General features: G+C 65.6%; 21 protein-coding genes. 15 read left to right on the plus strand and 6 right to left on the minus strand.

Annotated elements, in window-relative coordinates; all coding sequences use genetic code 11:
- Positions 1 to 109 precede the first annotated feature (109 nt).
- Together SMD10_RS09035 and ilvD are read right to left on the minus strand one after the other, a co-directional pair.
- Complete coding sequence (locus tag SMD10_RS09035; RefSeq protein ID WP_331685356.1) at positions 110 to 1,069, minus strand: Gfo/Idh/MocA family protein; 960 nt, start codon at positions 1,067 to 1,069, stop codon at positions 110 to 112.
- A gap of 74 nt (positions 1,070 to 1,143) precedes the next feature.
- Positions 1,144 to 2,976 (minus strand): dihydroxy-acid dehydratase, encoded by a 1,833-nt coding sequence (gene ilvD, locus SMD10_RS09040; RefSeq protein ID WP_331685357.1) that lies wholly within the window; start codon positions 2,974 to 2,976, stop codon positions 1,144 to 1,146.
- Positions 2,977 to 3,217: 241 nt separating this feature from the next.
- On the opposite strand from ilvD, the gene SMD10_RS09045 reads away from it, so the two are divergent.
- The 14 genes from SMD10_RS09045 to SMD10_RS09110 all read left to right on the plus strand — a co-directional run bounded on the left by SMD10_RS09045 (position 3,218) and on the right by SMD10_RS09110 (position 19,287).
- Positions 3,218 to 4,255: a Gfo/Idh/MocA family protein gene (locus SMD10_RS09045; protein ID WP_331685358.1), complete on the plus strand. Its 1,038-nt coding sequence runs from the start codon at positions 3,218 to 3,220 to the stop codon at positions 4,253 to 4,255.
- Positions 4,256 to 4,374: 119 nt separating this feature from the next.
- Positions 4,375 to 5,061 (plus strand): D-lyxose/D-mannose family sugar isomerase, encoded by a 687-nt coding sequence (locus tag SMD10_RS09050; RefSeq protein ID WP_331685359.1) that lies wholly within the window; start codon positions 4,375 to 4,377, stop codon positions 5,059 to 5,061.
- A gap of 446 nt (positions 5,062 to 5,507) precedes the next feature.
- Positions 5,508 to 6,572: a dihydroxyacetone kinase subunit DhaK gene (gene dhaK, locus SMD10_RS09055; protein WP_331685360.1), complete on the plus strand. Its 1,065-nt coding sequence runs from the start codon at positions 5,508 to 5,510 to the stop codon at positions 6,570 to 6,572.
- 184 nt (positions 6,573 to 6,756) lie between these two features.
- Positions 6,757 to 7,395, plus strand: coding sequence for a dihydroxyacetone kinase subunit DhaL (gene dhaL / locus SMD10_RS09060; RefSeq protein WP_331685361.1), 639 nt, complete (start codon positions 6,757 to 6,759; stop codon positions 7,393 to 7,395).
- Complete coding sequence (gene ptsP, locus SMD10_RS09065) at positions 7,392 to 9,914, plus strand: phosphoenolpyruvate--protein phosphotransferase (protein ID WP_331685362.1); 2,523 nt, start codon at positions 7,392 to 7,394, stop codon at positions 9,912 to 9,914. The genes dhaL and ptsP overlap by 4 nt, the downstream gene beginning before the upstream one ends.
- Before the next feature lie 303 nt (positions 9,915 to 10,217).
- Positions 10,218 to 10,823 (plus strand): TetR/AcrR family transcriptional regulator, encoded by a 606-nt coding sequence (locus SMD10_RS09070; protein WP_331685363.1) that lies wholly within the window; start codon positions 10,218 to 10,220, stop codon positions 10,821 to 10,823.
- Between the two features lie 72 nt (positions 10,824 to 10,895).
- Entirely contained in the window at positions 10,896 to 12,104 is a 1,209-nt protein-coding gene (locus SMD10_RS09075; protein WP_331685364.1) for a multidrug effflux MFS transporter, read from the plus strand.
- Between the two features lie 709 nt (positions 12,105 to 12,813).
- Complete coding sequence (gene tal / locus SMD10_RS09080) at positions 12,814 to 13,779, plus strand: transaldolase (RefSeq protein WP_331685365.1); 966 nt, start codon at positions 12,814 to 12,816, stop codon at positions 13,777 to 13,779.
- A gap of 501 nt (positions 13,780 to 14,280) precedes the next feature.
- Positions 14,281 to 15,426: a 4Fe-4S dicluster domain-containing protein gene (locus tag SMD10_RS09085; protein ID WP_331685366.1), complete on the plus strand. Its 1,146-nt coding sequence runs from the start codon at positions 14,281 to 14,283 to the stop codon at positions 15,424 to 15,426.
- The gene (locus SMD10_RS09090) at positions 15,423 to 15,881 is read left to right on the plus strand and encodes a cyclic nucleotide-binding domain-containing protein (protein WP_331685367.1); all 459 of its coding nucleotides are present in this window, start codon (positions 15,423 to 15,425) and stop codon (positions 15,879 to 15,881) included. The genes SMD10_RS09085 and SMD10_RS09090 overlap by 4 nt, the downstream gene beginning before the upstream one ends.
- 1 nt (position 15,882) lies before the next feature.
- On the plus strand, positions 15,883 to 16,722 hold the full coding sequence (locus tag SMD10_RS09095) for an FAD/NAD(P)-binding protein (protein WP_331685368.1): 840 nt from the start codon (positions 15,883 to 15,885) through the stop codon (positions 16,720 to 16,722).
- A gap of 1 nt (position 16,723) precedes the next feature.
- Entirely contained in the window at positions 16,724 to 17,500 is a 777-nt protein-coding gene (locus SMD10_RS09100; RefSeq protein WP_331685369.1) for an NADH-quinone oxidoreductase subunit B family protein, read from the plus strand.
- Positions 17,490 to 18,779, plus strand: a complete 1,290-nt coding sequence (locus tag SMD10_RS09105; RefSeq protein ID WP_331685370.1) for a Ni/Fe hydrogenase subunit alpha — start codon at positions 17,490 to 17,492, stop codon at positions 18,777 to 18,779. The genes SMD10_RS09100 and SMD10_RS09105 overlap by 11 nt, the downstream gene beginning before the upstream one ends.
- 4 nt (positions 18,780 to 18,783) lie before the next feature.
- A complete protein-coding gene (locus SMD10_RS09110) occupies positions 18,784 to 19,287 on the plus strand; it encodes a hydrogenase maturation protease (RefSeq protein WP_331685371.1) in 504 nt (167 codons plus the stop codon).
- A gap of 66 nt (positions 19,288 to 19,353) precedes the next feature.
- Here SMD10_RS09110 and SMD10_RS09115 read toward each other — a convergent pair whose 3' ends face one another.
- Positions 19,354 to 20,043 (minus strand): cytochrome c oxidase assembly protein, encoded by a 690-nt coding sequence (locus SMD10_RS09115; protein ID WP_331685372.1) that lies wholly within the window; start codon positions 20,041 to 20,043, stop codon positions 19,354 to 19,356.
- A 20-nt stretch (positions 20,044 to 20,063) separates the two neighbouring features.
- The gene (locus tag SMD10_RS09120; protein WP_331685373.1) at positions 20,064 to 20,798 is read right to left on the minus strand and encodes a DUF4396 domain-containing protein; all 735 of its coding nucleotides are present in this window, start codon (positions 20,796 to 20,798) and stop codon (positions 20,064 to 20,066) included.
- Positions 20,799 to 21,152: 354 nt separating this feature from the next.
- Here SMD10_RS09120 and SMD10_RS09125 point away from each other — a divergent pair, with 354 nt between their 5' ends.
- Positions 21,153 to 22,844: a methyl-accepting chemotaxis protein gene (locus SMD10_RS09125; RefSeq protein WP_331685374.1), complete on the plus strand. Its 1,692-nt coding sequence runs from the start codon at positions 21,153 to 21,155 to the stop codon at positions 22,842 to 22,844.
- A 53-nt stretch (positions 22,845 to 22,897) separates the two neighbouring features.
- On the opposite strand, the gene SMD10_RS09130 is transcribed toward SMD10_RS09125, so the two are convergent.
- Positions 22,898 to 24,490 (minus strand): alpha-amylase family glycosyl hydrolase, encoded by a 1,593-nt coding sequence (locus SMD10_RS09130; protein ID WP_331685375.1) that lies wholly within the window; start codon positions 24,488 to 24,490, stop codon positions 22,898 to 22,900.
- A gap of 125 nt (positions 24,491 to 24,615) precedes the next feature.
- On the minus strand, positions 24,616 to 25,491 hold the full coding sequence (locus tag SMD10_RS09135; RefSeq protein WP_331685376.1) for an aldo/keto reductase: 876 nt from the start codon (positions 25,489 to 25,491) through the stop codon (positions 24,616 to 24,618).
- Positions 25,492 to 25,750: the final 259 nt, after the last annotated feature.

Genomic DNA, 25,750 nt, shown 5'->3' on the forward strand with positions numbered 1-25,750 from the left:
CGATCAGGCCGCCATCATCGACGCCTGCTGCCAAGCCTGGAACCGCGCCACCGAAAATCTTGAGCGCATCATCTCGCTCTGCAACTATCCCTGGATCAAGGCGGTCACTTCATAGGCTCAGCGGTATTACTGGCGACGCCTGGCTCAAGATGCGCACCGTCTCCACCGCCTCAGCCGGGCCGGTGTCCGGCTGGCGGCGGTGGGCCACGCAATCGATGAAGTGCCGGAGTTCGCGGTCGAGCGGCAGGCCCGGCTCGACCGGCAGATAGACCGGATTGGCGTTCTCGAAGGAGAAGTGGTCGCCGGTGCGCCAGACGCGATGGGCATAGAGCGCCAGCTTCTGCCCCTCTGGCGCGAGATCGTCGAAGACGATCATGCCATCCTCGCCGATCACCGAGAAGCGACGATCGCGATAGGGCGAGACGCGCGACACGTGGATCTCGGCGGTGATGCCGTTCGGAAATTCCAGCGCGATGTCGGCGGCGTCGGTATCGTCGCCCAGCACCGTGCGGCGCAGCGTCTCGACCTTGGAAGGCATGGCGTCGGCGATCGGCAGCACCAGCGACAGGTCGTGCGGCGCGAGATCCCAGACCGCATCCATGGTGAAGAAGCGGCCGAGGCCGAGCCGGTTGGCGATGATGTGGCGCACCGGGCCGATGCGGTCCTCGCGGATCGCCTCGGCCAAGCGCTGATAGACCGGATGATAGCGCAGCACGTGGCCGACCATCATCAGCTGGCCGTGGTCGGCTGCCGCCTTGGCCGTCGCCTCGGCATCGGCCGGATCGAGCGCGATCGGCTTTTCGATCAGCACGTCCTTGCCGGCGGCGATCGCCTTGCGGGCGGTCGGCCCGTGCGCCTGGGCTGGCAGGGCCAGCACCAGCGCGTCGATGTCCTTGGCCGCAATCGCCTCGTCGGGCGACAGGGCGGAGACGTTGAACTGCTCGCCGAAGGCCTTGACCCGCTCGGCGTCCTGATCGGCGACGGCTGCGAGCGCGCCGATCTCCTTGAGCGTGCGGATATGGTTGCGGCCCCAGTTGCCGCAGCCGATGACGGCGATGCGTGGACTCATGACGTCACCTCCTTGTCAAAACCGTTTTGCCTTTCATCGGCAAGAACGGAGCCGATGCGCAAGGCGGCCGGTCGTCACACCTTGCGCACGGCGCCCTTGGCGGCGCTGGTGGTCATCGCCGCATAGGCCCGCAGAGCGGCCGAGATCTGCCGCTTGCGGGGCTCCGCCGGATGCCAGCCCTTCTCGTCCTGCTCGGCCAGTCGGCGCGCCAGCTCTGCCTCGTCGACGGCGAGATGGATGGTCCGGTTCGGGATGTCGATCTCGATCGTGTCGTCTTCGCGCACCAGGCCGATGGCTCCGCCCTCGGCCGCCTCGGGCGAGACGTGACCGATGGAAAGCCCCGAGGTGCCGCCGGAAAAACGACCGTCGGTGATCAGCGCGCACGCCTTTCCGAGACCCTTCGACTTCAGGTAGCTCGTCGGGTAGAGCATCTCCTGCATGCCGGGGCCGCCGCGCGGACCCTCGTAGCGGATGACGACGACGTCGCCCGGCTTGATCTCGTTCGACAGGATCGCTTTCACCGTGGCGTCCTGACTTTCGAAGACGCGCGCCGGGCCGGAGAATTTCAGGATCGACTCGTCGACACCGGCGGTCTTCACGATGCAGCCGTCGAGCGCGATGTTGCCCTTCAGCACGGCCAGGCCGCCATCCTTGGAGAAGGGATGCTCGACCGAGCGGATGACGCCGGTCTGGCGATCGCGGTCGAGCTCCTTCCAGCGCGATTCCTGGCTGAAGGCGATCTGGGTGCGCACCCCGCCCGGCGCCGCCTTGTAGAAGGTGGCGACGCTTTCGGAATTGGTGCGGGTGATGTCGTTGCGGTCGATCGCGTCGCCCATCGTGGTAGCGTGGACGGTCGGCTGCTCGCGAGCGATCAGGCCGCCGCGGTCGAGCTCTCCCAGGATCGACATGATGCCGCCGGCCCGATGCACGTCCTCGACGTGCACGTTGGCCACCGCCGGCGCGACCTTGCACAGGCACGGCACCTGCCGCGACAGGCGGTCGATGTCGTCCATGGTGAAGTCGACGCCGCCTTCCTGCGCGGCGGCGAGGATGTGCAGCACGGTGTTGGTCGAGCCGCCCATGGCGATGTCGAGCGACATGGCGTTCTCGAAGGCAGGCTTGTCGGCGATCGAGCGGGGCAGAACGCTCTCGTCGTCCTCTTCGTAATAGCGCCGGGCGAGATCGACGATCAGATGGCCGGCCTCGACGAACAGGCGCTTGCGGTCGGCATGGGTGGCGAGCGTCGTGCCGTTGCCGGGCAGCGACAGGCCGAGCGCTTCGGTCAGGCAGTTCATCGAATTGGCGGTGAACATGCCCGAGCACGAGCCGCAGGTCGGGCAGGCATTCTGCTCGTAGGCGAGCACGTCGGCCTCGGCGACCGCGTCGTCGCCGGCCGCGACCATGGCGTCGATCAGGTCGACGGCGTGGATCTTGCCGTCCGACAGCTTGACCTTGCCGGCCTCCATCGGGCCGCCCGAGACGAAGACCACCGGAATGTTGAGGCGCATGGAGGCCATCAGCATGCCGGGCGTGATCTTGTCGCAATTGGAGATGCAGACCATCGCGTCGGCGCAATGCGCGTTGACCATGTATTCGACGCTGTCGGCGATCAGTTCGCGCGAGGGCAGCGAATAGAGCATGCCGTCATGACCCATCGCGATGCCGTCGTCGACCGCGATGGTGTTGAACTCCTTGGCGATGCCGCCGGCCTGCTCGATCTCGCGGGCCACCAGCTGGCCGAGATCCTTCAGGTGCACATGGCCCGGCACAAACTGGGTGAACGAGTTCACGACGGCGATGATCGGCTTGCCGAAGTCGCCGTCCTTGACGCCTGTGGCGCGCCACAGACCACGGGCGCCGGCCATGTTGCGGCCATGGGTGGTCGTGCGTGAGCGATAGGGGGGCATGGAGCTGTCCTCGCTGACGGGTCGTTTATGCTCCGCTCGAACAAATCGATGACGCGGAAGCGTTTTCTTCCGTCTATCGTCGCTCGCAGGCGCGGATGCAAGGGGCAACCTGGCTTCGATCGGCTTGAGCCGGCCGGGTTTTTGCGGCCATAAGGCCGACGTGCAATCGATATACACCGGCCGGATCGTGGCGCAAAGGACGCGGCCGCGATGCCGGCAGGCGACAAGCGAAGGACGGATCATGTCGACAGGCAAACGAAGGACGGCGCTCATCGGGCTCGGCATGGTGGTCGACAGCCACGCGGCGAGCCTTCGCGACCTTTCCGACCGCGTCGAGGTCGCCTATGCGTTCAGCCCGACGGCGGCGCGGCGCGAGGCCTTTGCCGAACGGTTTGCCTTTCCGACCTGCGACAGCCTCGAGACGATCCTGGCCGACGACAGCGTCGACAGCGTCATCGTACTGACCCCGCCCAACACGCATCTCGACATCGTGCGGCGCTGCGCCGAGGCGGGAAAGCACGTTCTCCTGGAAAAGCCGCTGGAGATCACGACGGCGCGGGCGACTGAGCTGGTCGAGATTTGCGAACGCGCCGGCGTGGCGCTCGGCATCGTGCTCCAGCATCGCTTCCGGCCGGCGGGCGAGGTGCTGGCTGAACGGCTGCGCGAGGGTCGTCTCGGCGCGATCGCCGGCTGCTCGACCGGCATCCGGCTGTGGCGGCCGCAGAGATATTACGACGAGCCGGGGCGCGGCTCGTTCGCGCGCGACGGCGGCGGCGTACTGCTCACCCAGGGCATTCATACCCTCGACATGATGCTGAGCCTCACGGGGCCGGTTGCCGAAGTGCGCGGCTTTGCCACCACCAGCCCGCTGCATCGCATGGAGACGGAAGACATGGTGACGGCGGCCGTCCGCTACGCCAATGGCGCGCTGGGCGTCATCGACGCGACCACGGCCGCCTATCCGGGCTATCCCGAGCGCATCGAGATGATCGGCGAGAAGGGCAGTGCCGTCATCTCCGGCACGTCGCTGACGCTCGCCTATCACGACGGATCGACCGAGACCGTGGCGCCCGATGCGGCGACCAAGGGGACGGGCGCGAACCCCATGGATTTTCCCTATCGGTGGCACCGTGCCGTGCTTGCGGATTTCTTCGATGCGCTGGACGAGGGGCGGGCGCCCCGCGTCACCGGCCGCGAGGCGCTCAGGGCCCATCGTCTGATCGATGCATTGATCGAGGCCGGTTCGGCTGGCGGCGGTGTGGCGGTGGCCGGCGACTGAGCGGCCGTCGGCGGCTGGAGGAGGCGACGGCCGCTTCACCGCTTGCGCGACGTTTCCCTTGACGGCGGACGCGCCGCGCGCGACAGCGGTAACGATTCAGGTCGGAGGTCACTGATCCCATGAAACGTTCGCGTATCAACGACATCATCCGCGAGGGTGATGCCTTCATCCGCTCGTTCGGCTACGTCATGCCACCCTTTGCCTATCTGTCGCCCGAGGAGATGAAGGCGCGGCGCGGCGACATCGGCGGCATCGTCGACGCGCGTCTCGGCTGGGACATCACCGATTACGGCCAGGGCAAGTTCGACGAACTCGGCCTCTTCCTGTTCACCGTGCGCAACGGCCGGGCCGAGGATCTGACCCGCGGGAGCGGCATGCTTTATGCCGAAAAGATCATGATCAGCCGGCAGGACCAGCTCTCGCCGATGCACCGGCACGTGATCAAGGCAGAGGACATCATCAATCGCGGCGGCGGCACGCTGGTGCTCGAACTCTTCATGTCGAACCCCGACGGCAGCGTCGACGAGACGGCCGAGGTGTCGGTGCCGACGGACGGCGTCGTGCGGCGGATGAAGGCGGGCAGCCATCTGAAGCTCGCGCCGGGCGAGAGCGTGACGCTGTTGCCCGGCGTGTGGCACGCGTTCTGGGGCGAGGGTGCCGATGTGCTGATCGGCGAGGTCTCGACGGTCAACGACGACATGACCGACAACGTGTTCCGCGATCCGATCGGCCGGTTTTCCAACATCGAGGAAGACGAGGCGCCGCTGCATCTGCTGGTCTCGGACTATGACCGCGTGCTCGGCTGAGGGCGCGGGCAGGTCGATTCAACCCTTGGCCGCTCACGCGGCCCGAGAATGCCGGCTGACGCCGTTCGGCAGCCGAGCCTGGCGGTCCGTCGCTCGACAGTGCCGAGCCGGTGCGTTATCTCGTCGCGCATTGAGATAGATCGTGGCGACAGAGGCCGCGAGACGATAGGTCGCCTTGACGCAAATCGATTTAAAAGTCGATGGGAAGGGTGTAGATGGCCGGAGCGAGGATCGCTGCAGCGTCCGTCCGGCCAATCGGCGTGGCGGTCGAAGCGACCGTGCTGGTGCGGCTGTTCGGAAGGGCGGGTGGCGTATTCCGGGCGGCCGGACGCGGTTGATATGATCGAATCGAATGGGAGGTCCGGCCGCCGGCCGGGCGTCTCCCGGGTCCATGACAAAAGGCAGCGGTCGCAAACGGCTCGACCGCGGTATGGGAGAGCATAGCCATGAAGAAGCTGATCAACGAAGTCGACGCGGTGGTGACCGAGCAGCTCGAAGGACTGGCCGCGGCCTATCCGAGCCTGCGCGTCAACTACGATCCCAAGTTCGTGGTGCGCTCCGACGGTCCGGTGAGCGACAAGGTGGCCCTGGTCTCCGGCGGCGGTTCCGGCCACGAGCCGATGCACGCCGGCCTGGTCGGGCCGGGCATGCTCGACGGCGCGGTGCCCGGTGAGATGTTCACCTCTCCGACGCCCGATCAGGTGCTCGAATGCGCCATGGCCGCAGACGGCGGCAAGGGCGTGCTTCTGATCATCAAGAATTACACCGGCGACGTCTTGAACTTCGAGACGGCGCTGGAGCTCGCCCACGACGCGGGCACGCAGGTGGCCTCGGTGCTCGTCGACGAGGACGTGGCGGTGAAGGATAGCCTCTATACGGCCGGCCGGCGCGGCGTCGCGGGCACCGTGCTGGTGGAGAAGCTGGTCGGCGCGGCGGCGGCGGAAGGGCGCGATCTCGATGCCTGCGCGACGCTCGGCAACACCATCGTCGATCAGATGCGCTCGTTCGGCGTGGCGCTGTCGGCCTGCACCGTGCCGGCGGCCGGCAAGCCGTCCTTCGAACTGGCCGAGAACGAGGTCGAGTTCGGCGTCGGAATCCATGGCGAGCCGGGCATCGGCCGCGCCGAATATTCCAGCGTCGACCCGCTGGTCGCCAAGGTGTTCGAGGAGCTTCTGTCGAACGGCGGTTACAGCCGCACGCGCCGCACCTGGAACCGCGACAGCGGCGCCTGGGACGAAGCCGAGGCCAAGGTCGCCGACCTCAACTCCGGCGACCGGGTGCTCCTGTTCGTCAACGGTTTGGGCGGCACGCCGTCCTCGGAACTCTTCGGCGTCTATCGGGCGGCCGTGAAGGAGTGCGAGAAGGCCGGGCTGAAGGTGGAGCGCAACCTGGTCGGCGACTACTGCACGTCGCTCGACATGGAAGGGTTCTCGATCACCGTTCTGAAACTCGACGACGAACTGGTGAAGCTGTGGGATGCGCCGGTCGCGACCCCGGCCATGCACTGGTAGGTGACAACGGTTTGGCGTGCTGGTGTGGCGTGAACCGACGCCGCACCGGCCGTCTTGAGTAAGCGGAAAAGCCAACCCCACAACCGCTGAACGGACCACGATCGATGGGCGTGCTCGCGCACCGATCCCGGATTGAACCTCGGTCCTCGCCACTGCAGCGGTGTCTTGGAACAAGGAGAGCAGCATGTTGACCAATGGGATGACCGCCGCCTGGCTGCGTCGTTGCCGTGAAGAGTTCGTCAAGAACCAGGACCGGTTGACCGGGCTCGACCAGGCGATCGGCGATGCCGACCATGGCCTCAACATGCGGCGCGGCTTCGACAAGGTCGTCGAAAAGCTGCCGACGGTGGAAGACAAGGACGTCGGCACGATCCTGAAGACCACCGGCATGACACTGTTGTCCAGCGTCGGCGGCGCGAGCGGCCCTCTCTACGGTACCCTGTTCCTGCGTGCCGCGACGGCGGCCGGAGCCAAGACCGAACTGTCCGGCGCGGATCTCATCGAGGTCTTCGAAAAGGGCGTCGCCGGCGTGGTCGAGCGCGGCAAGGCCAATCCCGGTGACAAGACCATGTGCGACGCCTGGTGGCCGATGCTGGAGACCCTGAAGGCGGCGGTCGAGGCCGGCAAGGGCGAAGCCGACGCGGTGGCCGAGATGGCCGAGCGTGGTGTCGAGGCGGTCGAGGCTACGGCACCGATGGTCGCGCGCAAGGGGCGGGCGAGCTACCTCGGCGAACGCAGTGCCGGTCATGTCGACCCGGGCGCGGCCTCCACGCTGATCATCGTCCAGTCGCTTGCGGAGACGTTGAAGTCGGAGGCGGCATGACCTCCATCGTCATCGTCTCGCACAGTCGGCAGTTGGCGGCGGGCGTCAAGGAACTTGCCGGGCTGATGACGCAGGGCAAGGTGCCGATCTATACGGCGGCCGGCGTCTCCGAGGACGAGGAGGCGCTCGGCACCGACGCCGTCCTGGTCATGGAGGCGCTGGAGCAGGCCTTGGCGGACGGCGATGCGCTGGTCTTCATGGATCAGGGCAGCGCGCTGCTGTCTGCCGAAATGGCGCTGGAACTGATCGGACCCGAGCAGGCCGAGAAGGTGACGCTATCCGCCGCTCCGTTGGTCGAAGGCGTCGTGGCGGCCGCCGCAGCCGCCGCAGCCGGTCTGCCGATGGCGCAGATGCTGGACGAGGCGCGGGGCTCGCTGGTCGCCAAGCAGGAGCAGATCGGCGAGACGGTGGACGAGGGCGCGGCTGCGCCGGCGGCCGGGGCCGAGCCAGCCATGGATGGCGAGGTGCTGGGCGCCGATTGGACGGTGCGCAACCCGCACGGCATTCATGCCCGCCCGGCGGCGCGCATCGTGTCGTCGCTGGCTGGCCTGCAGGGCCGCTTTACGCTGAAGCGCGGCGAGCAAAGCGCCAATGCGATCAGCCTCAACCAGATCGCGCGGCTCGGCATCCGTCACGATCAGGCGATTCGCTTCGAGGCGCAGGGTCCGGACGCCGCTGCTGCCGTTGAGAACTTCAAGGCGCTCTGCGCGGAGGATTTCGGCGACGACGTCGCTGCCGATGCCGCCGCGGTGAAGGCCCAGGCGGAGAAGCCGGCCGAAACGCCCGAAGCCGCGCCCTCCGAAAGCAGCGACGGCGTGCTCGCCGGCATTGCCGCCGCCGACGGCATTGCGATCGGGCCGCTGCGCCATCTCGTGGCCGCGCTGCCGGAGATTCCAAACCACGACCATCAGGGCTTGGAGGCCGAGCGCGCCAAGCTGACCGATGCGCTGTCGCGTTCGAAGGAGGCCCTCAACGCCCTGATGGAGGAGACGCGTGCCCGCATCGGGCGTCAGCATGCGGATATTTTCGAGGCGCATCTGCAGCTTCTTGGCGATCCAGGCCTGCTCGAAAATGTCGAGCGGCGGATCCGCGACGGCGCTATCGCCGAACAGGCTTTCGCCGACGAGATGAAGGACTTGGCGGACGCCTTTCAGGCGATGGAAGAGGAATACGCCCAGGCTCGCGCGGCCGATGCCCGCGACATCGCCGCCCGCGTCCTCACCGAAATGGGCTGTGTGCAGTCGAAGTCGCTCAAGTTCGGCGAGCCGGTCATCCTGGCGGCCGACGATCTGGTCCCCTCCGACACCGCTGCGCTCGACCCGGCCGAGGTGCTGGGCCTCTGTCTGGGGCGCGGCGGGCGCACCTCGCACAGCGCCATTCTGGCACGCGCGCTGGGGATCCCGGCCGTGGTGCGCCTGGGCGACGCGCTCAAGGACCTTTCCGACGGCACGACAGTGGTGCTCGACGGTTTCGCCGGCAAGGTGCTGACCGCGCCCGACGACGAGACGGTGACGCGCTATGCGGCTGATCGCGATCGTTGGCGCGAGGAGCAGGCGAAGCTCGCGGCCGAGGCCAAGGCGCCGGCGGTGACGGTGGACGGCTACGAGCCCGAGATCCTCGCCAACATCGCCGGTGAGGCGGACGCCCAGCCACTTCTGGAAAAGGGCGCCCAGGGCGTTGGTCTGCTGAGGACCGAGTTCCTGTTCATGGACCGCGAGACGCTGCCCGACGAGGACGAGCAGACGGGCGTCTACAGCCGCATCGCTGCCGCTCTCGCGGGTGGGCCGCTGGTCATCCGCACGCTCGACATCGGCGGCGACAAGCCGCTGCCGGCGCTGCAGCAGGAGGCGGAGGAAAATCCTTTCCTGGGGCTTCGGGGGTTGCGGCTGTGCCTGGCGCATCCGGGTGTGCTCGACACCCAACTGCGCGCGATCCTGCGGGCAGCAGCCGAGCATGACGGCGCGATCCGCGTGATGTTCCCGATGGTCTCGACCGTCGAGGAATTTCAGGCAGCCAAGGCGCGGCTGACGGCGCAGCGCGAGGCGCTCGCCAAGGACGGCGTCACGGTGAGCGACCTGCAGGTCGGCATCATGATCGAGGTGCCGGCGGCGGTGATGAGCGCGGCCGATCTCGCCAAGCACGTCGACTTCTTCTCGATCGGCACCAACGATCTGACCCAGTACGTCATGGCGGCGGACCGGGGCAACGGCGCGGTCGCCAATCTCGTCGACTATCACCAGCCGGCGGTTCTGAGAGCCATTGCCGCCACGTGCCGCGCCGCCGAGGAGGCCGGAATTCCGGCCGCCATGTGCGGCGAGATGGCGGGCAATCCGGCGCTGACGGAACTGCTGCTGGGGCTGGGCCTGTCGGAGTTCTCGATGAACGCCGGCCAGGTGGCGGCCGTGAAGGCGGCCGTGCGCAAGACCGACCGCGCCAAGGCCCGCGCGATCGCCGACACGGTCATCGCTGCCGAGACGCTGGAGCAGGTGAACGCGGCCCTGGCGGCCTCCGGCGCATAGGCCGCGTCGATCCGGGGCATGGTGCTCCGCGATGATATCGATGGGGACGTATGTATCGACATGCGTCCCCGTTCTTTTGGCGGCTGTAGGATTCGCGTCGGATCCTCGGCCAGACGCGGCGTCGAGCAGCCTCCCGCCGTGTCGCCTTGAAAAGGCTCCGCTGATTGGCGGAGGCTTGCAATTCAGCCCGCGCCCGCGGCTTCGGACGGCCAGTGCCGCCGGTCGAGTGGCCGACTGCTCTTGTTCGCGACGCTTCCGAAGCGGTATCGCGACATCACCCAAGTCTGTCCGATCGGGAGTGTCATGACCCGCCGCCGCTGGCATCCGAGCGCCGATACCCGCCGTGAGATTCTGAATGAGGCCGAGCGGCAGTTTCGCGAACGCGGCTTCAACAAGACGACGATCGCCGACGTCGCTGCCGCGACGGGTATGTCGCCAGCCAACATCTACAAGCATTTCACCAGCAAGCTCGGTCTGGTCGACGGGATCACCGGGCGCAATCTCCAAGAAACCACCGAGGCCCTGGATGCCCTGCCGGTCGAGGGCAGGGCATCCGATCGCCTGAAGGCGATCGTGCGGCTGGTCACCACGCGGCAAGATCGGATGATCCGTGAGAATCCCTTCATCTTCGAGATCTTCATGGCCACGCTGTTCAACAATCCGCCAAGTGCGGACCGTTTCGGCGAGGATCTTCGCGGCCGGTTCGAGAGCGTCATTCGTGACGGCATCGCCGCCGGTGAATTCGCCGATGGCGATCCGGTGGCGACGAGCTTCAGTGTGACGGAGACCTTGATGGCCGTGCTCGATCCGATTTCGGTTCTCCGTCTGCTGAAGCGTGATCCGGCGATCGATCGAACGGTCCGCGCCGAACGCCTGCTCGATTTCGTGATCACCGCTCTTCGCGCTTGAAAAGTGATGTTTCGATTGATAACTCACTTTTGGGAGGCGATACCGGTTCAGCGCGGATAAGGCTGTCCCTTCATGTTCAAACCCAATTCCATTTCCTTCACTCTGCTTCTGGCGGGGCTATGCGCCATGCCGCCGCTGTCGATCGATATGGGATTGCCGGCCTACGAGGCGACTGCCCGGTCGCTCGGCACATCGCAGGCCACGATCTCGTTGACCGTCAGCCTTTTCATGATTGGCTTTGCGGCCGGGCCGCTCGTCTACGGCCCGCTTTCTGAGCGGTTCGGGCGCCGCATTGTCGTCCTCTGTTCCCTGGCGCTCTACTCCGCCACGTCGCTCGCCTGTCTTGTGACGCCATCGGCGCACCTGCTGCTGAGCGCCCGACTTGTCCAGGGCTTCGCCGCATCCAGCGGCATGGCGCTGACCATCGCGATGGTGCGCGATCTCTTCGAAGGTGCGGCCGCGCAGCGTAAGATCTCGCTCATCATGCTCATTCAAAGCGTGATGCCGATGATCGCGCCGACCATCGGCGGTTTCGTGCTGTCGCTGACCGGATGGCGCGGCATCTATGGAGTGATGCTGACAGTCGGGGTGGCGCTGTTGCTGTGCGTCTGGTGCCTGGACGAGACGATAAGGCAGAAGACGCCGGATGCATTGCGGCCAATGCGGCTTTGGCAGAACTATCGCACGGTGGCTCGGCATCCGATCGCCGGACGCCATATCCTGCTGGCGAGCATCTGCGCGGGCGTGCTGTTCAGCTTCGTCACCGGCTCGCCGCTGCTGTTTATACAGACGCTCGATGTCTCGCCGCGCATCTATGGCGCGCTATTCGCGATTCCGACGATCGGCGCAATGATCGGCACCTCGATCAACAGCCGACTGGCTGCCCGCACGCGTCTCCAGGACCGCCTGATCGGCGTCGGCATTGTTGCGATGGTGGCCGCCGACTGCGCTTTGCTCTTCGTCGGGCCGGATCTCGACCATGCGGCGGCGATCGGCATTGCGTTGCTGGCGTGCTCCAGCTTCGGTTTCGGTTTGATCATGCCGACCATCGCCAGCCGGGCACTGGAGCCGCTGCCCAATCTGACGGGGTTCGCGTCCGGGCTGCTGGGCTTCTCGCAGATGGTGTCGGGAGCTTTTGCCGGCGTCATCTGCGCGGCGCTGTCCACTGCCGTCGGCGGCCACGCCATGGCGGTCACGATGGTCGCCTTCGCCCTGTTGGCGCTCGCCTGGTACGGCTATCTCTTGGCCGGCCGTAGGATCGCCGCCGCGCGAGTCGCATAAGCGGAAGGCGGGTGTCGCGCCTCGCACGACATCCTTGGCGCGTGGCGGAATGTGTGTGTCAGAGCGACACACCCATCCGGCCTGGTCCGGGTGCTCGCGCAAAATTGCAGTCTCTCGAGAACGCTGGATGCGAGAGGTCGTCGCCGACGGCCGATGCTACTATGGACGATGGATCAGTGCTTTTCGGTGGGCGCTGCGTTATTTAAATACATGCAATATCTATCGGAGTCGCCGCGATACCATTCGGTGGCGAAATCCGTCGGCTTGCATGGTGCACCGCACGGGTCGGGATGACGATCGGTTCGGATCGGCGCGCCGCCTTGACGTCTTGTCCACCAGACGACGCGAAAAGCGGCACAATTTGATGTATGTCACTTTTCTCGCGAACCAAATCGGTTTAAAAGGCCCTCAAATGCAGTTTCGACCTGCTTCGTGAAACTGCTCGAGAAGGCTTATGAGTCGATTTGAGATCCATGTTTGCCCGTTTGCGGGAGGTGGCGCCCAGCCGTTGTCGTCTGTGATGACCTATCTGGCGAGCACCACTCGCGATCCGCATGGCATTTGTCGGACAGGCCTTGTACGGCTGCGGAGAACTTTGCCTGGGACGCAAATAGTCACCGTAACGTAAGAATACTCGAAGCAGATTTACGCCAGGAACGGCTGATGGCCGCCTGGAACAGAGTTATAAATCAAGAGGTGGAGAACCAAAATGGCCGATAAACTTTCTGGTCTTGCGAAACATACCGTCATCGTTGCCGATACCGGCGACTTTTCGGTGATGAAGGCGCTGAACGCGCAGGATTCGACGACCAATCCGACGCTCATCTATCGCGCCGCTAGCCAGCCGCAGTATGCCCATACGATCGATGATGCCGTTGCTTGGGCCTCCAAGCGCGAGAGCGATCCGGTCAAGATGGCCGATCTGGCCCTCGATCGCCTGTCGATCATTTTCGGCATGGCGGCTCTCGAGGTGGTCCCGGGCTATGTCTCGACCGAAGTCGACATTCGTCTGTCCTTCGACACCGAGGCCACCGTCGAGCGCACCAAGCGCATCATCGACATGTACAAGCAAGAGGGCATCGACACCTCGCGGGTGCTGATCAAGGTCGCCTCGACCTGGGAAGGCATCAAGGCCGCCGAGGAACTCACCAAGCTCGGCATCGGCGTCAACTCGACGCTGATTTTCAGCCTGACCCAGGCGATCGCCTGCGCCGACGCCGGCGCGGTGATGATCTCGCCTTATTGCGGCCGCATCACCGAGTGGTATCAGGGCCACGGCACCAAGATCGACAGCGTGGACAACGATCCGGGCGTCGTCGGCGTGCGCAACATCCACAACTACATGAAGAACTTCGGCTACGAGACGATCGTCATGGGCGCCTCGTTCCGCAATGTCGAGCAGGTGCTCGGCCTCGCCGGCATCGACCGCCTGACCGTCTCCCCGACGCTGCTCCAGCAGCTTCAGCAGACCGAGGGTGAGGTCGAGCGCGTCCTCGCGGCGGAAGTGAAGGACCCAAGCCTGTCGCGTCGGAGCTACACCGAGGCGTCCTGGCGCTGGGAGATGAACGAGAACGCCATGGCGACCGAGAAGTTCGCCGACGGCATCCGTCTCTTCACCCGCGACACAGAGACGCTGCTGGGCATGATCAACGCCAAGGCCAAGGCCGCAGCCTAACCGCTGGCCTCGTCTTTCACCCCCTCGCACGGGGTGGTGCGGCGGCCGTAAAGCCGTTGCCGGAAACAGCCAACGCCGGTCGGGGAGAGCCCCTGGCCGGCGTTTTTTGCGGAGTCGGCTGGCCGAGCCGATTCGCTTCGGGATGCGGCGTCGACCCACGCAACACACGCGATTTCCCGCCGTCCGAAAGCGCCGCGACGGCTGTTCGGATGCGTCACCCTGCAAGAAACGCTCTGTTCGTGACGGTTCGATTTGCCGCATGGAAAAGTAAAGACGTGCGCGCGCCTTGCTAAGGAAGCCGATTTTTTTCGATGAAATCTGATCATCCCGCACAACAATTGGCCTTAAGCGTTGCGGACAACTGGAATTGATCTGCGTCAAAGCCGCTGACGATTGCGGATCAAATATGAAAACTGCTGGAGTCGGGGCGCCGGGAGGAAACGGAATGGCCCCGACGACAGCCAATCGATCAGCCGTGTGCTCGCAAAAGGGAGGGAGCCCGTGGCAAGCGGAGGTATGCCTGTCGTCATCGATCGTGACGGCCTTCAGGCGCTGATCAACGCTCTCGTCCGTCGTGCCTATCAGGTGATGGGACCGACCGTTCGCGACGGAGCGATCGTCTATGACGAAATCGATGATGTCGGGGCGCTGCCGCGCGGCTGGACCGAGCATCAGCAGCCCGGCGGCTATCGGCTGGAACGCCGCGACGACGAAGCCCTGTTCGGCTTCACCGTCGGTCCGCATTCCTGGAAGCGCATCCTGCATCCGCCGGTGGAGACCCTGTGGGCCACGCACCGGGGCGATGATGGCATGACCGTCATCCCGCGCGAGGACCGGCCGTACAAATACGCCTTCCTGGGGGTGCGATCCTGCGACCTCCACGCCATCGCCATCCAGGACCGCATCTTTCGCGGCGCGCACGCGCTCTATACGGCCTACGAGGCGCGCCGTCGCGACGCCTTTCTGGTGGCGATCAATTGCGGCGAGGCGCGCGCGACCTGCTTCTGCACCTCGATGAAGACCGGTCCGCGGGCGGATGCGGGCTACGACCTCTGCCTGACCGAACTGGTCGATCCCATGCGCCACGACTTCCTGGTCGAGGTCGGCAGCGGCATCGGCGCCGATGTCCTGCACGAGATTCCGACCCGCCCGACCTCCGACGGCGATCTCGCCGCCGCCAAGGCCGCCGTCCAGAACGCGGTCGAAGAGATGGGCCGCGCGTTGAAGACGGAGGGCCTCAAGGAGCTTCTGCAGCTCAATCTGGAGCACGCGCGCTGGGACGACATCGCCGGGCGGTGCCTGGCCTGCGGCAACTGTACGATGGTCTGTCCGACCTGCTTCTGCACCACGGTGGAGGATCATACCGACCTGACCGGCGAGCGGGCCGAGCGGCGCAGCCGGTGGGATTCGTGCTTTACGCTCGACTATTCCTTCATGCAGGGCGGCCACGGCGTCCGCCATTCGACGCGGTCGCGCTATCGCCAGTGGATGACCCACAAGCTGGCCAACTGGATCGACCAGTTCGGCACCTTCGGCTGCGTCGGCTGCGGCCGCTGCATCACCTGGTGCCCGGTCGGCATCGACATCACCGAGGAGGCTGCCGCCATCCGCGCCGCCCCGCATGTTGCAAAGGGAGAAGCAGCATGAAAGGTCTTGAGGAGATCATCAGGGAGCATCCCTTCTTTGACGGACTGAACGCCGAGCAGATCGGCTTCCTCGCGGGCTGCGCCCGCAACCACTACAGCAAGGAAGGCGAGTATCTGTTCCGTGAGGGCGATCCCGCCAACGAGTTCTATCTGATCCGCGATGGCGTCGTGGCGCTCGAAATCGTGCCGCCGGGACAGAGCCCGATCGTGTTCCAGACACTCGGTCCCGGCCAGGTGGTCGGCGCATCCTGGCTGGTGGCGCCCTATCGCAAGATCTTCGATGCGCGCGCGGTCGAGCCGACGCGGGCGATCGGCGTTGATGCCGAATGCCTGCGCGCCAAGTGCGACAGAGATCACGATCTCGGCTACGAGATCATGACGCGCTTCCTGCCGATCTTCGTCAACCGTCTGCACGCGACCCGACTGCAGATCATGGACGTCTACGGGACGCATTGAGATGGCCGGTGAATTCGTTGCCGATCCCTTCGTTCCGCAGCTCTATCGCGTCGGCCGCATGCATCGCGAGCTGCCCGACACGGTGACGCTGGAGCTCATGCCGGAACACGGCCGGCGGCTATCCTTCGAGCCCGGCCAGTTCAACATGCTCTACGCCTTCGGCGTCGGCGAAGTCGCCGTCAGCATGAGCGGCTCCTGCGAGAACGAATCGACCTTCACGCACACCGTTCGCGACGTCGGTGCCGTCAGCAACGCCCTGGCGCGGCTCGAACCCGGCGCGGCCGTCGGCGTGCGCGGGCCGTTCGGAACCGGCTGGCCGGTCGAGGCGGCCGAAGGCGGCGACCTCGTCGTGATCGCCGGCGGTCTCGGGATCGCGCCGCTGCGCCCGGCGATCTACCACGCGCTGCACAACCGCACGCGCTACGGCCGGGTGGTCATCCTGTTCGGCAGCCGCAGCCCTTCCGGCATCCTCTATCGCGAGGAGGTGGAGTCCTGGAGCCGCAAATACGACGTCGAGGTGGCGCTGACGGTCGACCATGCCGACGTCGCCTGGCACGGCCATGTCGGCGTCGTCCCGGCGCTGATCCCCGGCCTCGATCTCGATCCGGCTCGCTCCATCGCGCTGGTCTGCGGACCGGAGGTGATGATGCGCTTTTCGGTGACCGGCCTGCTGCAGGCCGGTTTTCCCAGCGAGCGGATCTATGTCTCGATGGAGCGCAACATGAAGTGCGCCATCGGCCTGTGCGGCCACTGCCAGTTCGGACCGCACTTCCTGTGCAAGGACGGCGCGGTGCTGCGCTACGACAAGGTGGCGGGCATCTTCACGGTGCTGGAGGTGTGAGATGAGCAACCAGCAACGCCCCAGGCTGGCCGTGTGGAAGTTTGCCTCCTGCGACGGCTGCCAGCTCTCGCTGCTCGACTGCGAGGACGAACTGCTGGCGCTCGCCGCGGCGATCGACATCGCCAACTTTCCGGAAGCCTCCAGCGCGATCTCGGATGGGCCTTACGACCTGTCGCTGGTCGAAGGATCGATCACCAACGCCCATGATGCCGAGCGCATCCACGCCGTGCGGGCGCAGTCGCGCGCGCTCGTCACCATCGGCGCCTGCGCCACGGCGGGCGGGATCCAGGCGCTGAAGAACTTCGCCGATGCCGACGACTATGTCGCCGCCGTCTATGCCCATCCCGACTACATCTCGACGCTGGCCACCTCGACGCCGATCTCGGCGCATGTGAAGGTCGACTGGGAGTTGCGCGGCTGTCCTGTCAACAAGACCCAGCTGGTCGAGGTCGTGCTGGCTTTCCTGGCCGGGCGGCGTCCCGCCACGCCGGCGCACAGCGTGTGCATCGAGTGCAAGCAGCGCGGCACCGTCTGCGTGATGGTACAGGGCACGCCCTGCCTCGGCCCGGTGACCCATGCCGGCTGCGGCGCCCTGTGCCCGGCCTATCGGCGCGGCTGCTACGGCTGCTTCGGCCCGATGGAGACGCCGAACATGGCGGCGCTGACGGAGCAATGGCGGGCGCTCGGCGCCAGCCAGAGGGAGATCTACCGGGCCCTGCAAACCTTCAACGCGGCGGCCGAGCCCTTCCGGAAGGAGGCCGAAGTCCATGTCCAGTAAGCGGATCACGGTCGACTATCTGGCGCGCGTCGAAGGCGAGGGGGCGCTCGATCTGGAGGTCGAGGGCGGCAAGGTGACCACCGCGCAACTGCGGATCTTCGAGCCGCCGCGGTTCTTCGAGGCCTTCCTGCGCGGGCGCTCCTATATGGAGCTGCCGGACATCGTCGCGCGCATCTGCGGCATCTGCCCCATCGCCTACCAGACGGGCGCGGTCCAGGCCGCCGAGTTCGCCTTCGGTGTGCAGGTCGACGGCCAGATCAAGGCACTACGGCGGCTGATCTATTGTGGCGAATGGATCGAAAGCCATGCGCTGCACGTGCTGATGCTGCATGCGCCGGACTTTCTCGGCTATCCGGACGGCATTCAGATGGCGCGCGACCACGGCGCGCTGGTGACCGCCGGCCTGGAGCTCAAGAAGACCGGCAACGAACTGATGTCGCTCATCGGCGGCCGCGAGATCCACCCTGTCAGCATGCGCCCGGGCGGGTTCTACCGGGTGCCGGGACGCGCCGAACTGCGGCCCTTCGAAGAGAAGCTGAAGCGCGGGCGGGACGTCGCCGTCAAGATCGTGCGCTGGGTCGCGGGCTTCGAGTTTCCCGATCTGAAGCAGGACTACGAATTCGTCGCGATGCGTCATCCGGACGTTTATGCGATCGGCGAGGGCCGGCTGGTGTCCAGCCAGGGCGTGGACATCGACATCGCCGATTACGAGAGCGCGTTCGAGGAGCGGCACATGCCGCAGTCGACCGCGCTGCATTCGATGATCAAGGCGCGGGGTGCCTACCTGGTCGGACCGCTCGCCCGCTATTCGCTCAACTTCGACCGGCTGCCCGACTGGATCCAGGCGCTGGCGCGCGACGTCGGCCTGGAGCCGGTCTGCCGCAACCCGTATCGCAGCATCGTCGTGCGCGCCATCGAGACGGTCTACGCCTGCGACGAGGCGTTGCGCCTGATCGCAGCCTATCGGCCGCCGGAGCGGGCTTTCGAGCCGGTCGAGCCGCGCGCCGGCACCGGTTTCGGCTGTTCCGAGGCGCCCCGGGGCATCTGCTGGCATCGCTACGATTTCGATGCCGAGGGCACGGTCGAGCGGGCGCGCATCGTGCCGCCGACATCGCAGAACCAGCCGAGCGTCGAGGCCGATCTCGCCGCCGCCGCCGGCACCGTCCTGGATCAGCCGGACGAGGTGATCCGGCATTTGTGCGAACAGACGATCCGCAACTACGATCCCTGCATCTCGTGCTCGACGCATTTCCTCAAGCTGTCGATTCACCGGAGGTGAGGGGATGGACGAGGCCGCCACGGGACTGCGTGCCGTCCTCGTTCTCGGGATCGGAAATCCGGGGGCGGGCGACGACGGGGTGGGGCCCGCCGTCGCCCAAATGCTTCAAGGCAGGGCGCCTTCGGGAGTCGTCGTTCGAGCGCGTCAAGGCGATATGCTGGCGTTGATCGACGACTGGCAGGGGTTCGAAGCCGTCATCTGCATCGACGCCGCAAGCGGCGAGAGCGGAACCGGCCACATCCATCGCTTCGACCTGACGCATGGGGGGCGAGCCGATCTGCAGGCGCTGGCGCAGACCTCCAGCCATGGCTTTGGCCTGCCCGAAGCGGTCGAACTGGCGCGCGTATTGGGGCGGACGCCGGGCCGCCTCATCGTCTATGCGGTGGAAGGCGCGTCGTTCGAGCCCGGCGCGGCAATGTCGCCGGAGGCGGTTTCGGCAGCCAAGGCAGTCGCCGAGCACGTTCTGGCCGATGTCGAACGGCTGTTGGCGAGGCATCCCGTCGAATAAACGGCACGAGCGCGGCAGCACGGCGAAAACATGAACGGCGCCGCCGATCGCGGAGCGAACGGTCGATTATGGACGCTCTCCGGCGGTTTCTTCGCTCAGCACGCGGGCCACCAGGGCGAGACCGCCGATCATGTAGGGCAGGCCGCCGAACACCGCCATCAGCACGCCGCCGAAGCGCTGGTCGTCGAGCCGCGCGAAGCCGAAGGCGCCGACGCAGACGTCTGGCGCATAGATGAGATCGGGCGCGACCGACAGAAGCACACCGAGCATCGTCATGTGCATGAAGGTCGTCAGCATGGCGAACGCGCCGAGCGCCGCATTGGCCTTGGAGCGACCGGCGAAGCTGATAGTCCAGACCAGAAGCCCGGCCGCCAGGAAACTCGCCTGCTGCAGGATGAACACCGGCGTATGACGAGCCGCAGCCTCATGCAGGCTCGGCGCGTGCCAGGCCCAGACCACGAACATGTCGAAGGCGGAGGCGGCCAGCGCCGACTTCAAGCCGGGCGACAGAAAGCCGATGTCGAGGCGACTGCGCATGAGCCCGATGGCGATTAAGGGCGAGGCCACCGTGACGATCCCCAGGTGCAGGATCATGTGGGCCGAGAACGCGCTGCGCGACAGGGCCACCAGCGGACTGAGCCACAGGCCGAAAAGCGTGATCACGCCAAGCCAGAGCGGCCAGGTGTGTACGAGCCGCTGTCGGTGGGTGCCGGTAGAGGGCGAAGCCGACGCTCCGCCTCTGGTTTGCACTGGCATGCTTCGGCCCGCTCGTTCGCCTACATCTTTTCCTTGATGCCGCTGCGGATCAGCCACCAGTTGACCGGGTAGGATGTCGCGAAGCCGCAGAGCATGGCGATCTGCATCATGAACCAGAACTCGACGCTGTTCACCTCCAGTCTGGTGCCGAGCATGGTGCCGAAGATCCAGAATTGGGCGATCGCCATGAATCCATACATGCCGACCTGCCAGGCCGTCAGCGACAACGCGTCGGCCTTGACCGCCTGGATCAGGCCTTGGATCGGCGACAGGCCGCGCATCGGCGTGATGGTGAAATACTGGAACGCGACGCCGAACAGGAAAGCCAGGACGAAGTCGAGCACCCATACGGCGAACATCTTTTCCGAAAGCAGGCTGTGCCAGCCGAACCAGACCGCGATGGCCGGGAAGGCGAAGGCCAGCCACTCGGCGCAGATATCTCCCAGTGCGCAACCGCTGCCGCAATGGGCGGCGCCTTTGGCGACCATGGCAGGGAAGGGCGTCAGCGCCTTGTTCGGCATCTCTTCGCCCTTTTCCATCGCCTCGTGCATTCGGCGGCGGGTTGCAAGCGTGCCGTAGGTGAAATAGCCCCCCAACGCCAGCGGGCCGGCAAAGAGCGCGGTCGCCGGCCAGACGACATTCATGATCCACATGTGCTGGGGATTGCGGATCTCGTGCGCGGCGACGAGCGCTGCACAGATGAAGCCGAGGGCGAGGCAGAGCAGGGATAGGGTGTGGAGCCAGTCGGGTATCATGATCTCAATGAGCGACGAGTTAACGGTGCGTGGCACGGCCCGCAGCGGTGTGGATTTCGCGCTGAAAAGCCGGATTAGAGGCATGGGCGAGGCGACGAGCCCCCGAGTGCCAATCCCAAGTTCCGGCAAGAGTTCCATGGCCGATGGGTCTGGTCCACGGCATGGCTGAGGCCTCGACGCGGCCACCGGATATCGAAGCAATAAACAATTCTAAGTAAAATATACAGGGAGCAGTACATACTCTGAATCTTCGCCCGTATTTTCTTTTTTTCAAGATGTTTCGCTCATAACCCTGGTTGTCGTGCTCAGTATGTCGTTGCGGTCAGGACAACGGCAGCACGCGAAGGAGTTCAGATGGGTTCGTTCTTCCGTTCCGACGCCGACAATGTGCTGGCCGCGCTCGACAACTCGCTGGCCATCATCGAATTCGATCCGGCGGGTAAGATTCTGCGTGCCAACGAGAATTTCTGCAGCGCCATGGGCTATCAGCCGTCGGAGATTGTCGGCCAGCACCACCGCATGTTCGTCGATCCGGATGAGGTCCATGGCCCCGAATACGCCCAGTTCTGGCAGAGCCTGGCCAAGGGCGAGTTCCAGTCGCGGGTCTTTCGGCGTCTGGGCAAAGGCGGCCGAGAAATCTGGATCCGGGCGACCTACAACCCGGTGATGAAGGGCGGCAAGGTTTACAAGGTGGTGAAGTTTGCCAGCGACATCACCGAGGATCGACTGGAGTACATCTCCAACCGGGGTAAGATCGATGCGATCATGCGCGCGCAGGCGGTGATCGAGTTCACCCCCGATGGCGAGATTCTGGACGCCAACGACAATTTCCTGACTGCCATGGGGTACCGGCGCGAGGAGATCGTCGGCAAACACCACCGTCTGTTCGTCGAGCCCTCCTATGCGTCGTCGGGCGACTATTCCACCTTCTGGTCGAAGCTCAAGGCCGGCGAGTACTTCTCCGACGAGTTCAAGCGCATTGGCAAGGGTGGACGGGTCGTATGGATCCAGGCCACCTACAATCCGATTTTCGACCCGAAGGGCCGGGTGGTGAAGGTCGTCAAGTTCGCCACGGACGTGACCGGACGGGTCAACGCCGTCAACGAAGTGGGCATGGCGCTGGAACGCCTGGCCGGAGGCGATCTCCAGCAGAGAATCAAGAATGCCTTCATCGCCGTGATGGATCCGTTGCGGGTGAACCTCAACGCATCGCTCGGGCAGCTGCAGGAGGCGATGGCCGAGATCGGCGGCATCGGCAACGGGATCGAGTCGGGTGCTTCGCAGGTGCGCGTTGCGGCGGACGATCTGGCCCAGCGGACCGAACAGCAGGCGGCCGCCCTGGAGCAGACCTCCGGTGCATTGGCCGAGTTGAATTCGAGTGTCCGGACATCGAGCCAGCGGGCCGACGAAGCCGGTCATCTGGTCAGGCAAGCCAAGAGCGGCGCCGAGCAGTCCGGCGCCATCGTCGCCCGCGCGGTGCAAGCCATGGCCCAGATCGAAAAGTCGTCGGATGAGATCAACAAGATCATCGGCGTCATCGACGAGATCGCCTTCCAGACCAACCTTTTGGCGCTGAACGCCGGCGTCGAGGCGGCCCGCGCCGGCGAGGCCGGCAAGGGGTTTGCCGTCGTCGCGCAGGAAGTGCGCGCGCTCGCCCAGCGCTCGGCCGAGGCCGCAAAAGAGATCAAGGGGCTGATTTCCACCTCGGGCCAGCACGTGGCGACCGGTGTCGAACTTGTCAACGAAACCGGGCGGTCGCTGGAAATGATCGTCACCGAAGTGGCCGAAATCAATAACCACGTCGGAGCGATCGTCGACTCCGCCAAGAGCCAGGCGGTCGGCCTCAGCGAGATCAGCACCGCTGTCGAGATGCTGAACCAGGCGACTCAGCAGAACGCCGCAATGGTCGAGGAATCGACCGCGGCCAGCACCGAGCTCGCCTCCGAGGCACAGCATCTCATGGCACTTCTCGGCAGGTTCAAGGTCGAGGAAAACGGCTCTCCCGTTCACGGCCTCACGGCTCGCGTCGTCCGGGCCTTCGGTTAGCCGATTGCCCGAACGGCCCGGCAGCCGCCGGCCGTCGACGGAGCGCTTGCCGGTCAGCCGAGCTTGACGATCACGCCTTCGTCGGGCGCCAGCGATAGAGGGCCGGACAGAACCCGTCCGGCTCCCTGGCCGGTGGTCGACAGCAGGAGCGTGCCGCCGCTTCCGAGCTCGGCGAGATCCGCCTGCTCGGCTTCATGGCCCATATTGAGGACGACGACGATCCGCTCGTTCCCGTGGGCGCGCTCGTAGGCGAGAACGTTGCGCTTCTGGTCGAGAAGCCGGAACGAGCCGATGCTGAGCGCGCGGAACCGGCCGCGCAATTCGATCAGCGATCGGTGCAGCATCAGGATCGAGGTTTCGTCTTGGCGCAGCGCGTCCACGTTGTGGATCGCAAAGTCTGGCGAGAGCGGCAGCCATGGCCGTCCGGTGGTGAAGTCGGCGTTCGGCTCTGCGTTCCACTGCATCGGAGTGCGCTCGGGATCGCGGCCCGCGCCGATGCCCGGCTCGTTCTTCTCGGCCGGATCCTGGACCGCATCCGGCGGGATCTCGACATTCCTCAGGCCGATCTCGTCACCGTAATAGAGCGTCGGCGTGCCGCGCAGCGTCAGCAGCAGCATCGCCGCGACGCGGGCCTGCTCGACGCCGACGCGGCTCGCGATCCGCGGATTGTCGTGATTGCCGAGCACCCAGTTCGGCCAGCCTCCGTCGGGCAGCGCCGCCTCGTATTCGGTGATCAGGCCGGCGATGACGTCGGCGCGCCAGCTCGCCAGGATCAGCTGGAAGTTGAACGGCAGCTGGGCACCCTCGAGATTCTCGCCGTAATAGGTCACGAGCCGCTCGATGGGCAGGTAGATCTCACCGATCAGGACGCGATCGTCGAACTCTTCCAGCACCCGCCGCAGGCCGCGGATCACGTCGTGTACGTGCGGCTGGTCGGTCGAATGGGTCTGCAACAGCCGCGCCGTTTCCGGCATGCCTTCGTGCCAGGCCGGATTGGGCGGGTTGTCGCGGAATTCCGCATCCTTGATCATGTGCCAGATCACGTCGACCCGAAAGCCGTCGACCCCACGCCGCAGCCAGAAGCGCAGCACGTCGTGCATGGCCGCCCGCACCTCCGGATTGCGCCAGTTGAGGTCCGGCTGCTCCTTCAGGAAGGCGTGGTAATAGTACTGGCCGGAGGCCTCGTCATACTCCCAGGCGCTGCCGCCGAACTGGCTGAGCCAGTTGTTGGGCGGGCTGCCGTCCGGCTTCGGGTCGCGCCAGATATACCAGTCGCGTTTTGGATTGCTGCGCGACGAGCGGCTTTCGAGAAACCACGGATGCTGGTCGGAGCTGTGATTCGGTACGAAGTCGAGGATCAGCTTGAGACCCCGCGCGTGCAGGTCGGCGATCAGCGCGTCGAAGTCGTCGAGCGTGCCGAACAGCGGATGGATGCCGCAATAGTCGGCGACGTCGTAGCCGAAATCGGCCATCGGCGATGGGTAGATCGGCGACAGCCAGACGGCGTCGACGCCGAGCCACCGGAGATAGTCGAGGCGGCTGTGAATGCCTTTCAGATCGCCCACTCCATCGCCGTTGCAGTCCTGAAACGAGCGGGGATAGATCTGATAGACGATGCCGCGCTTCCACCAGACGGCTTCGGGCATTGGTATTCTCCTCGTGTCCTCGGTCCACCACATGGGTGGCTCGGCCGATCACCGCTGTCTTAAGGGGAAATGGGTGTCGCGCAGCATGGGCGGGCCACCCCGCGCGACACCTCCTTTGTCTTCGGCTAGGACGCGGCGAACTGCTGGCGGCCTTCGCGGTCGAGAGCCGCGAAATCCTCGTCCGACAGATCGATGCCGGCCGCCGCGACGTTTTCTTCCAGATGCGCCACGCTCGACGTGCCGGGGATCGGCAGCATCACCGGGCTGCGCTTCAGCACCCAGGCGAGAGCGACTTGGCTTGGCGCCGCGCCGTGCTTTTTGGCCACCTGGTCGAGGATGGTGCCCGGCTTGGCGAGGTTGCCGGCGGCGATCGGCGCCCAGGGAATGAAGCCGATGCCGTTGGCCTCGCAATGGGCGAGCACGTCCTCGCTCTTGCGGTCGACGAGATTGTAGCGGTTCTGCACGGTCGCCACCTTGAACACCTTCGAGGCGGCTTCGATCTCCTCGACGGAGACCTCGCTCAGGCCCAGTTCGCCAACGATGCCGTCGTCCTGCAGGCTCTTCATGGCGTCGAACTGCTCATCGCGCGGCACTTTGGAGTCGATCCTGTGGAGCTGCCACAGAGCGATCTTGTCCACCCCGAGATTGCGGCAGCTCTTCAATGCCTGCTGGCGCAGATATTCCGGCCGGCCGACCGGCAGCCATTGATTGGGCCCGACGCGGGTGAGGCCACCCTTGGTGGCGATCAGGGCGGCGCCATAGGGATGAAGCGCCTCGCGGATCAGCATTTCCGAGACGTCCGGCCCGTAGGAGTCGGCGGTGTCGATGAAATCGATGCCAAGGTCCGGCAGGCGCTTCAGAACCCGGATCGCCTCGTCGTGGTCCTTGGGCGGACCCCATATGCCTTGGCCGGTGATCCGCATGGCGCCGAAGCCGAGACGGTGGATCTCGGACGCACCAAGGCGGAAGGTGCCGCTGGCGGCTACATTTGCTGTGGTCATGGTGTGAAACTCCCCATCCAGCCGGCGAAACGGCATGGGCGCCGCGTCCCCGTCCGATCGCAAGCTCGCATGAACCAGACCGAAGAGATTCGCCGACAGCCAGCAATGTGGGGCATGCGAGCGGGCGTTGCCAGGGGCAGGGCCCACGCCGCTGACCCTCTCGGCCAGAAAATCCCGGCCGATCCTTAGGTGAGACCACAATCGTTTCGTCTAACGCATGAAGTTTATAAACGAAATCGCCGTAGGATCGCCGAGACGT

The organism is Consotaella aegiceratis (genome assembly GCF_036541425.1).
In the GTDB taxonomy this organism is placed as follows: Bacteria; Pseudomonadota; Alphaproteobacteria; order Rhizobiales; family Rhizobiaceae; genus Consotaella; species Consotaella aegiceratis.

Bases quoted from the DNA above. Each gene is read 5' to 3' on its own strand.
- SMD10_RS09115 (WP_331685372.1), bottom strand. From the start codon at position 20,043: ATGCCAGTGCAAACCAGAGGCGGAGCGTCGGCTTCGCCCTCTACCGGC.
- SMD10_RS09090 (WP_331685367.1), top strand. From the start codon at position 15,423: ATGAAAGGTCTTGAGGAGATCATCAGGGAGCATCCCTTCTTTGACGGA.
- dhaL (WP_331685361.1), top strand. From the start codon at position 6,757: ATGTTGACCAATGGGATGACCGCCGCCTGGCTGCGTCGTTGCCGTGAA.
- SMD10_RS09095 (WP_331685368.1), top strand. From the start codon at position 15,883: ATGGCCGGTGAATTCGTTGCCGATCCCTTCGTTCCGCAGCTCTATCGC.
- SMD10_RS09075 (WP_331685364.1), top strand. From the start codon at position 10,896: ATGTTCAAACCCAATTCCATTTCCTTCACTCTGCTTCTGGCGGGGCTA.
- tal (WP_331685365.1), top strand. From the start codon at position 12,814: ATGGCCGATAAACTTTCTGGTCTTGCGAAACATACCGTCATCGTTGCC.
- ptsP (WP_331685362.1), top strand. From the start codon at position 7,392: ATGACCTCCATCGTCATCGTCTCGCACAGTCGGCAGTTGGCGGCGGGC.
- SMD10_RS09125 (WP_331685374.1), top strand. From the start codon at position 21,153: ATGGGTTCGTTCTTCCGTTCCGACGCCGACAATGTGCTGGCCGCGCTC.
- SMD10_RS09105 (WP_331685370.1), top strand. From the start codon at position 17,490: ATGTCCAGTAAGCGGATCACGGTCGACTATCTGGCGCGCGTCGAAGGC.
- dhaK (WP_331685360.1), top strand. From the start codon at position 5,508: ATGAAGAAGCTGATCAACGAAGTCGACGCGGTGGTGACCGAGCAGCTC.
- SMD10_RS09070 (WP_331685363.1), top strand. From the start codon at position 10,218: ATGACCCGCCGCCGCTGGCATCCGAGCGCCGATACCCGCCGTGAGATT.
- ilvD (WP_331685357.1), bottom strand. From the start codon at position 2,976: ATGCCCCCCTATCGCTCACGCACGACCACCCATGGCCGCAACATGGCC.
- SMD10_RS09100 (WP_331685369.1), top strand. From the start codon at position 16,724: ATGAGCAACCAGCAACGCCCCAGGCTGGCCGTGTGGAAGTTTGCCTCC.
- SMD10_RS09110 (WP_331685371.1), top strand. From the start codon at position 18,784: ATGGACGAGGCCGCCACGGGACTGCGTGCCGTCCTCGTTCTCGGGATC.
- SMD10_RS09035 (WP_331685356.1), bottom strand. From the start codon at position 1,069: ATGAGTCCACGCATCGCCGTCATCGGCTGCGGCAACTGGGGCCGCAAC.
- SMD10_RS09130 (WP_331685375.1), bottom strand. From the start codon at position 24,490: ATGCCCGAAGCCGTCTGGTGGAAGCGCGGCATCGTCTATCAGATCTAT.
- SMD10_RS09135 (WP_331685376.1), bottom strand. From the start codon at position 25,491: ATGACCACAGCAAATGTAGCCGCCAGCGGCACCTTCCGCCTTGGTGCG.
- SMD10_RS09120 (WP_331685373.1), bottom strand. From the start codon at position 20,798: ATGATACCCGACTGGCTCCACACCCTATCCCTGCTCTGCCTCGCCCTC.
- SMD10_RS09050 (WP_331685359.1), top strand. From the start codon at position 4,375: ATGAAACGTTCGCGTATCAACGACATCATCCGCGAGGGTGATGCCTTC.
- SMD10_RS09045 (WP_331685358.1), top strand. From the start codon at position 3,218: ATGTCGACAGGCAAACGAAGGACGGCGCTCATCGGGCTCGGCATGGTG.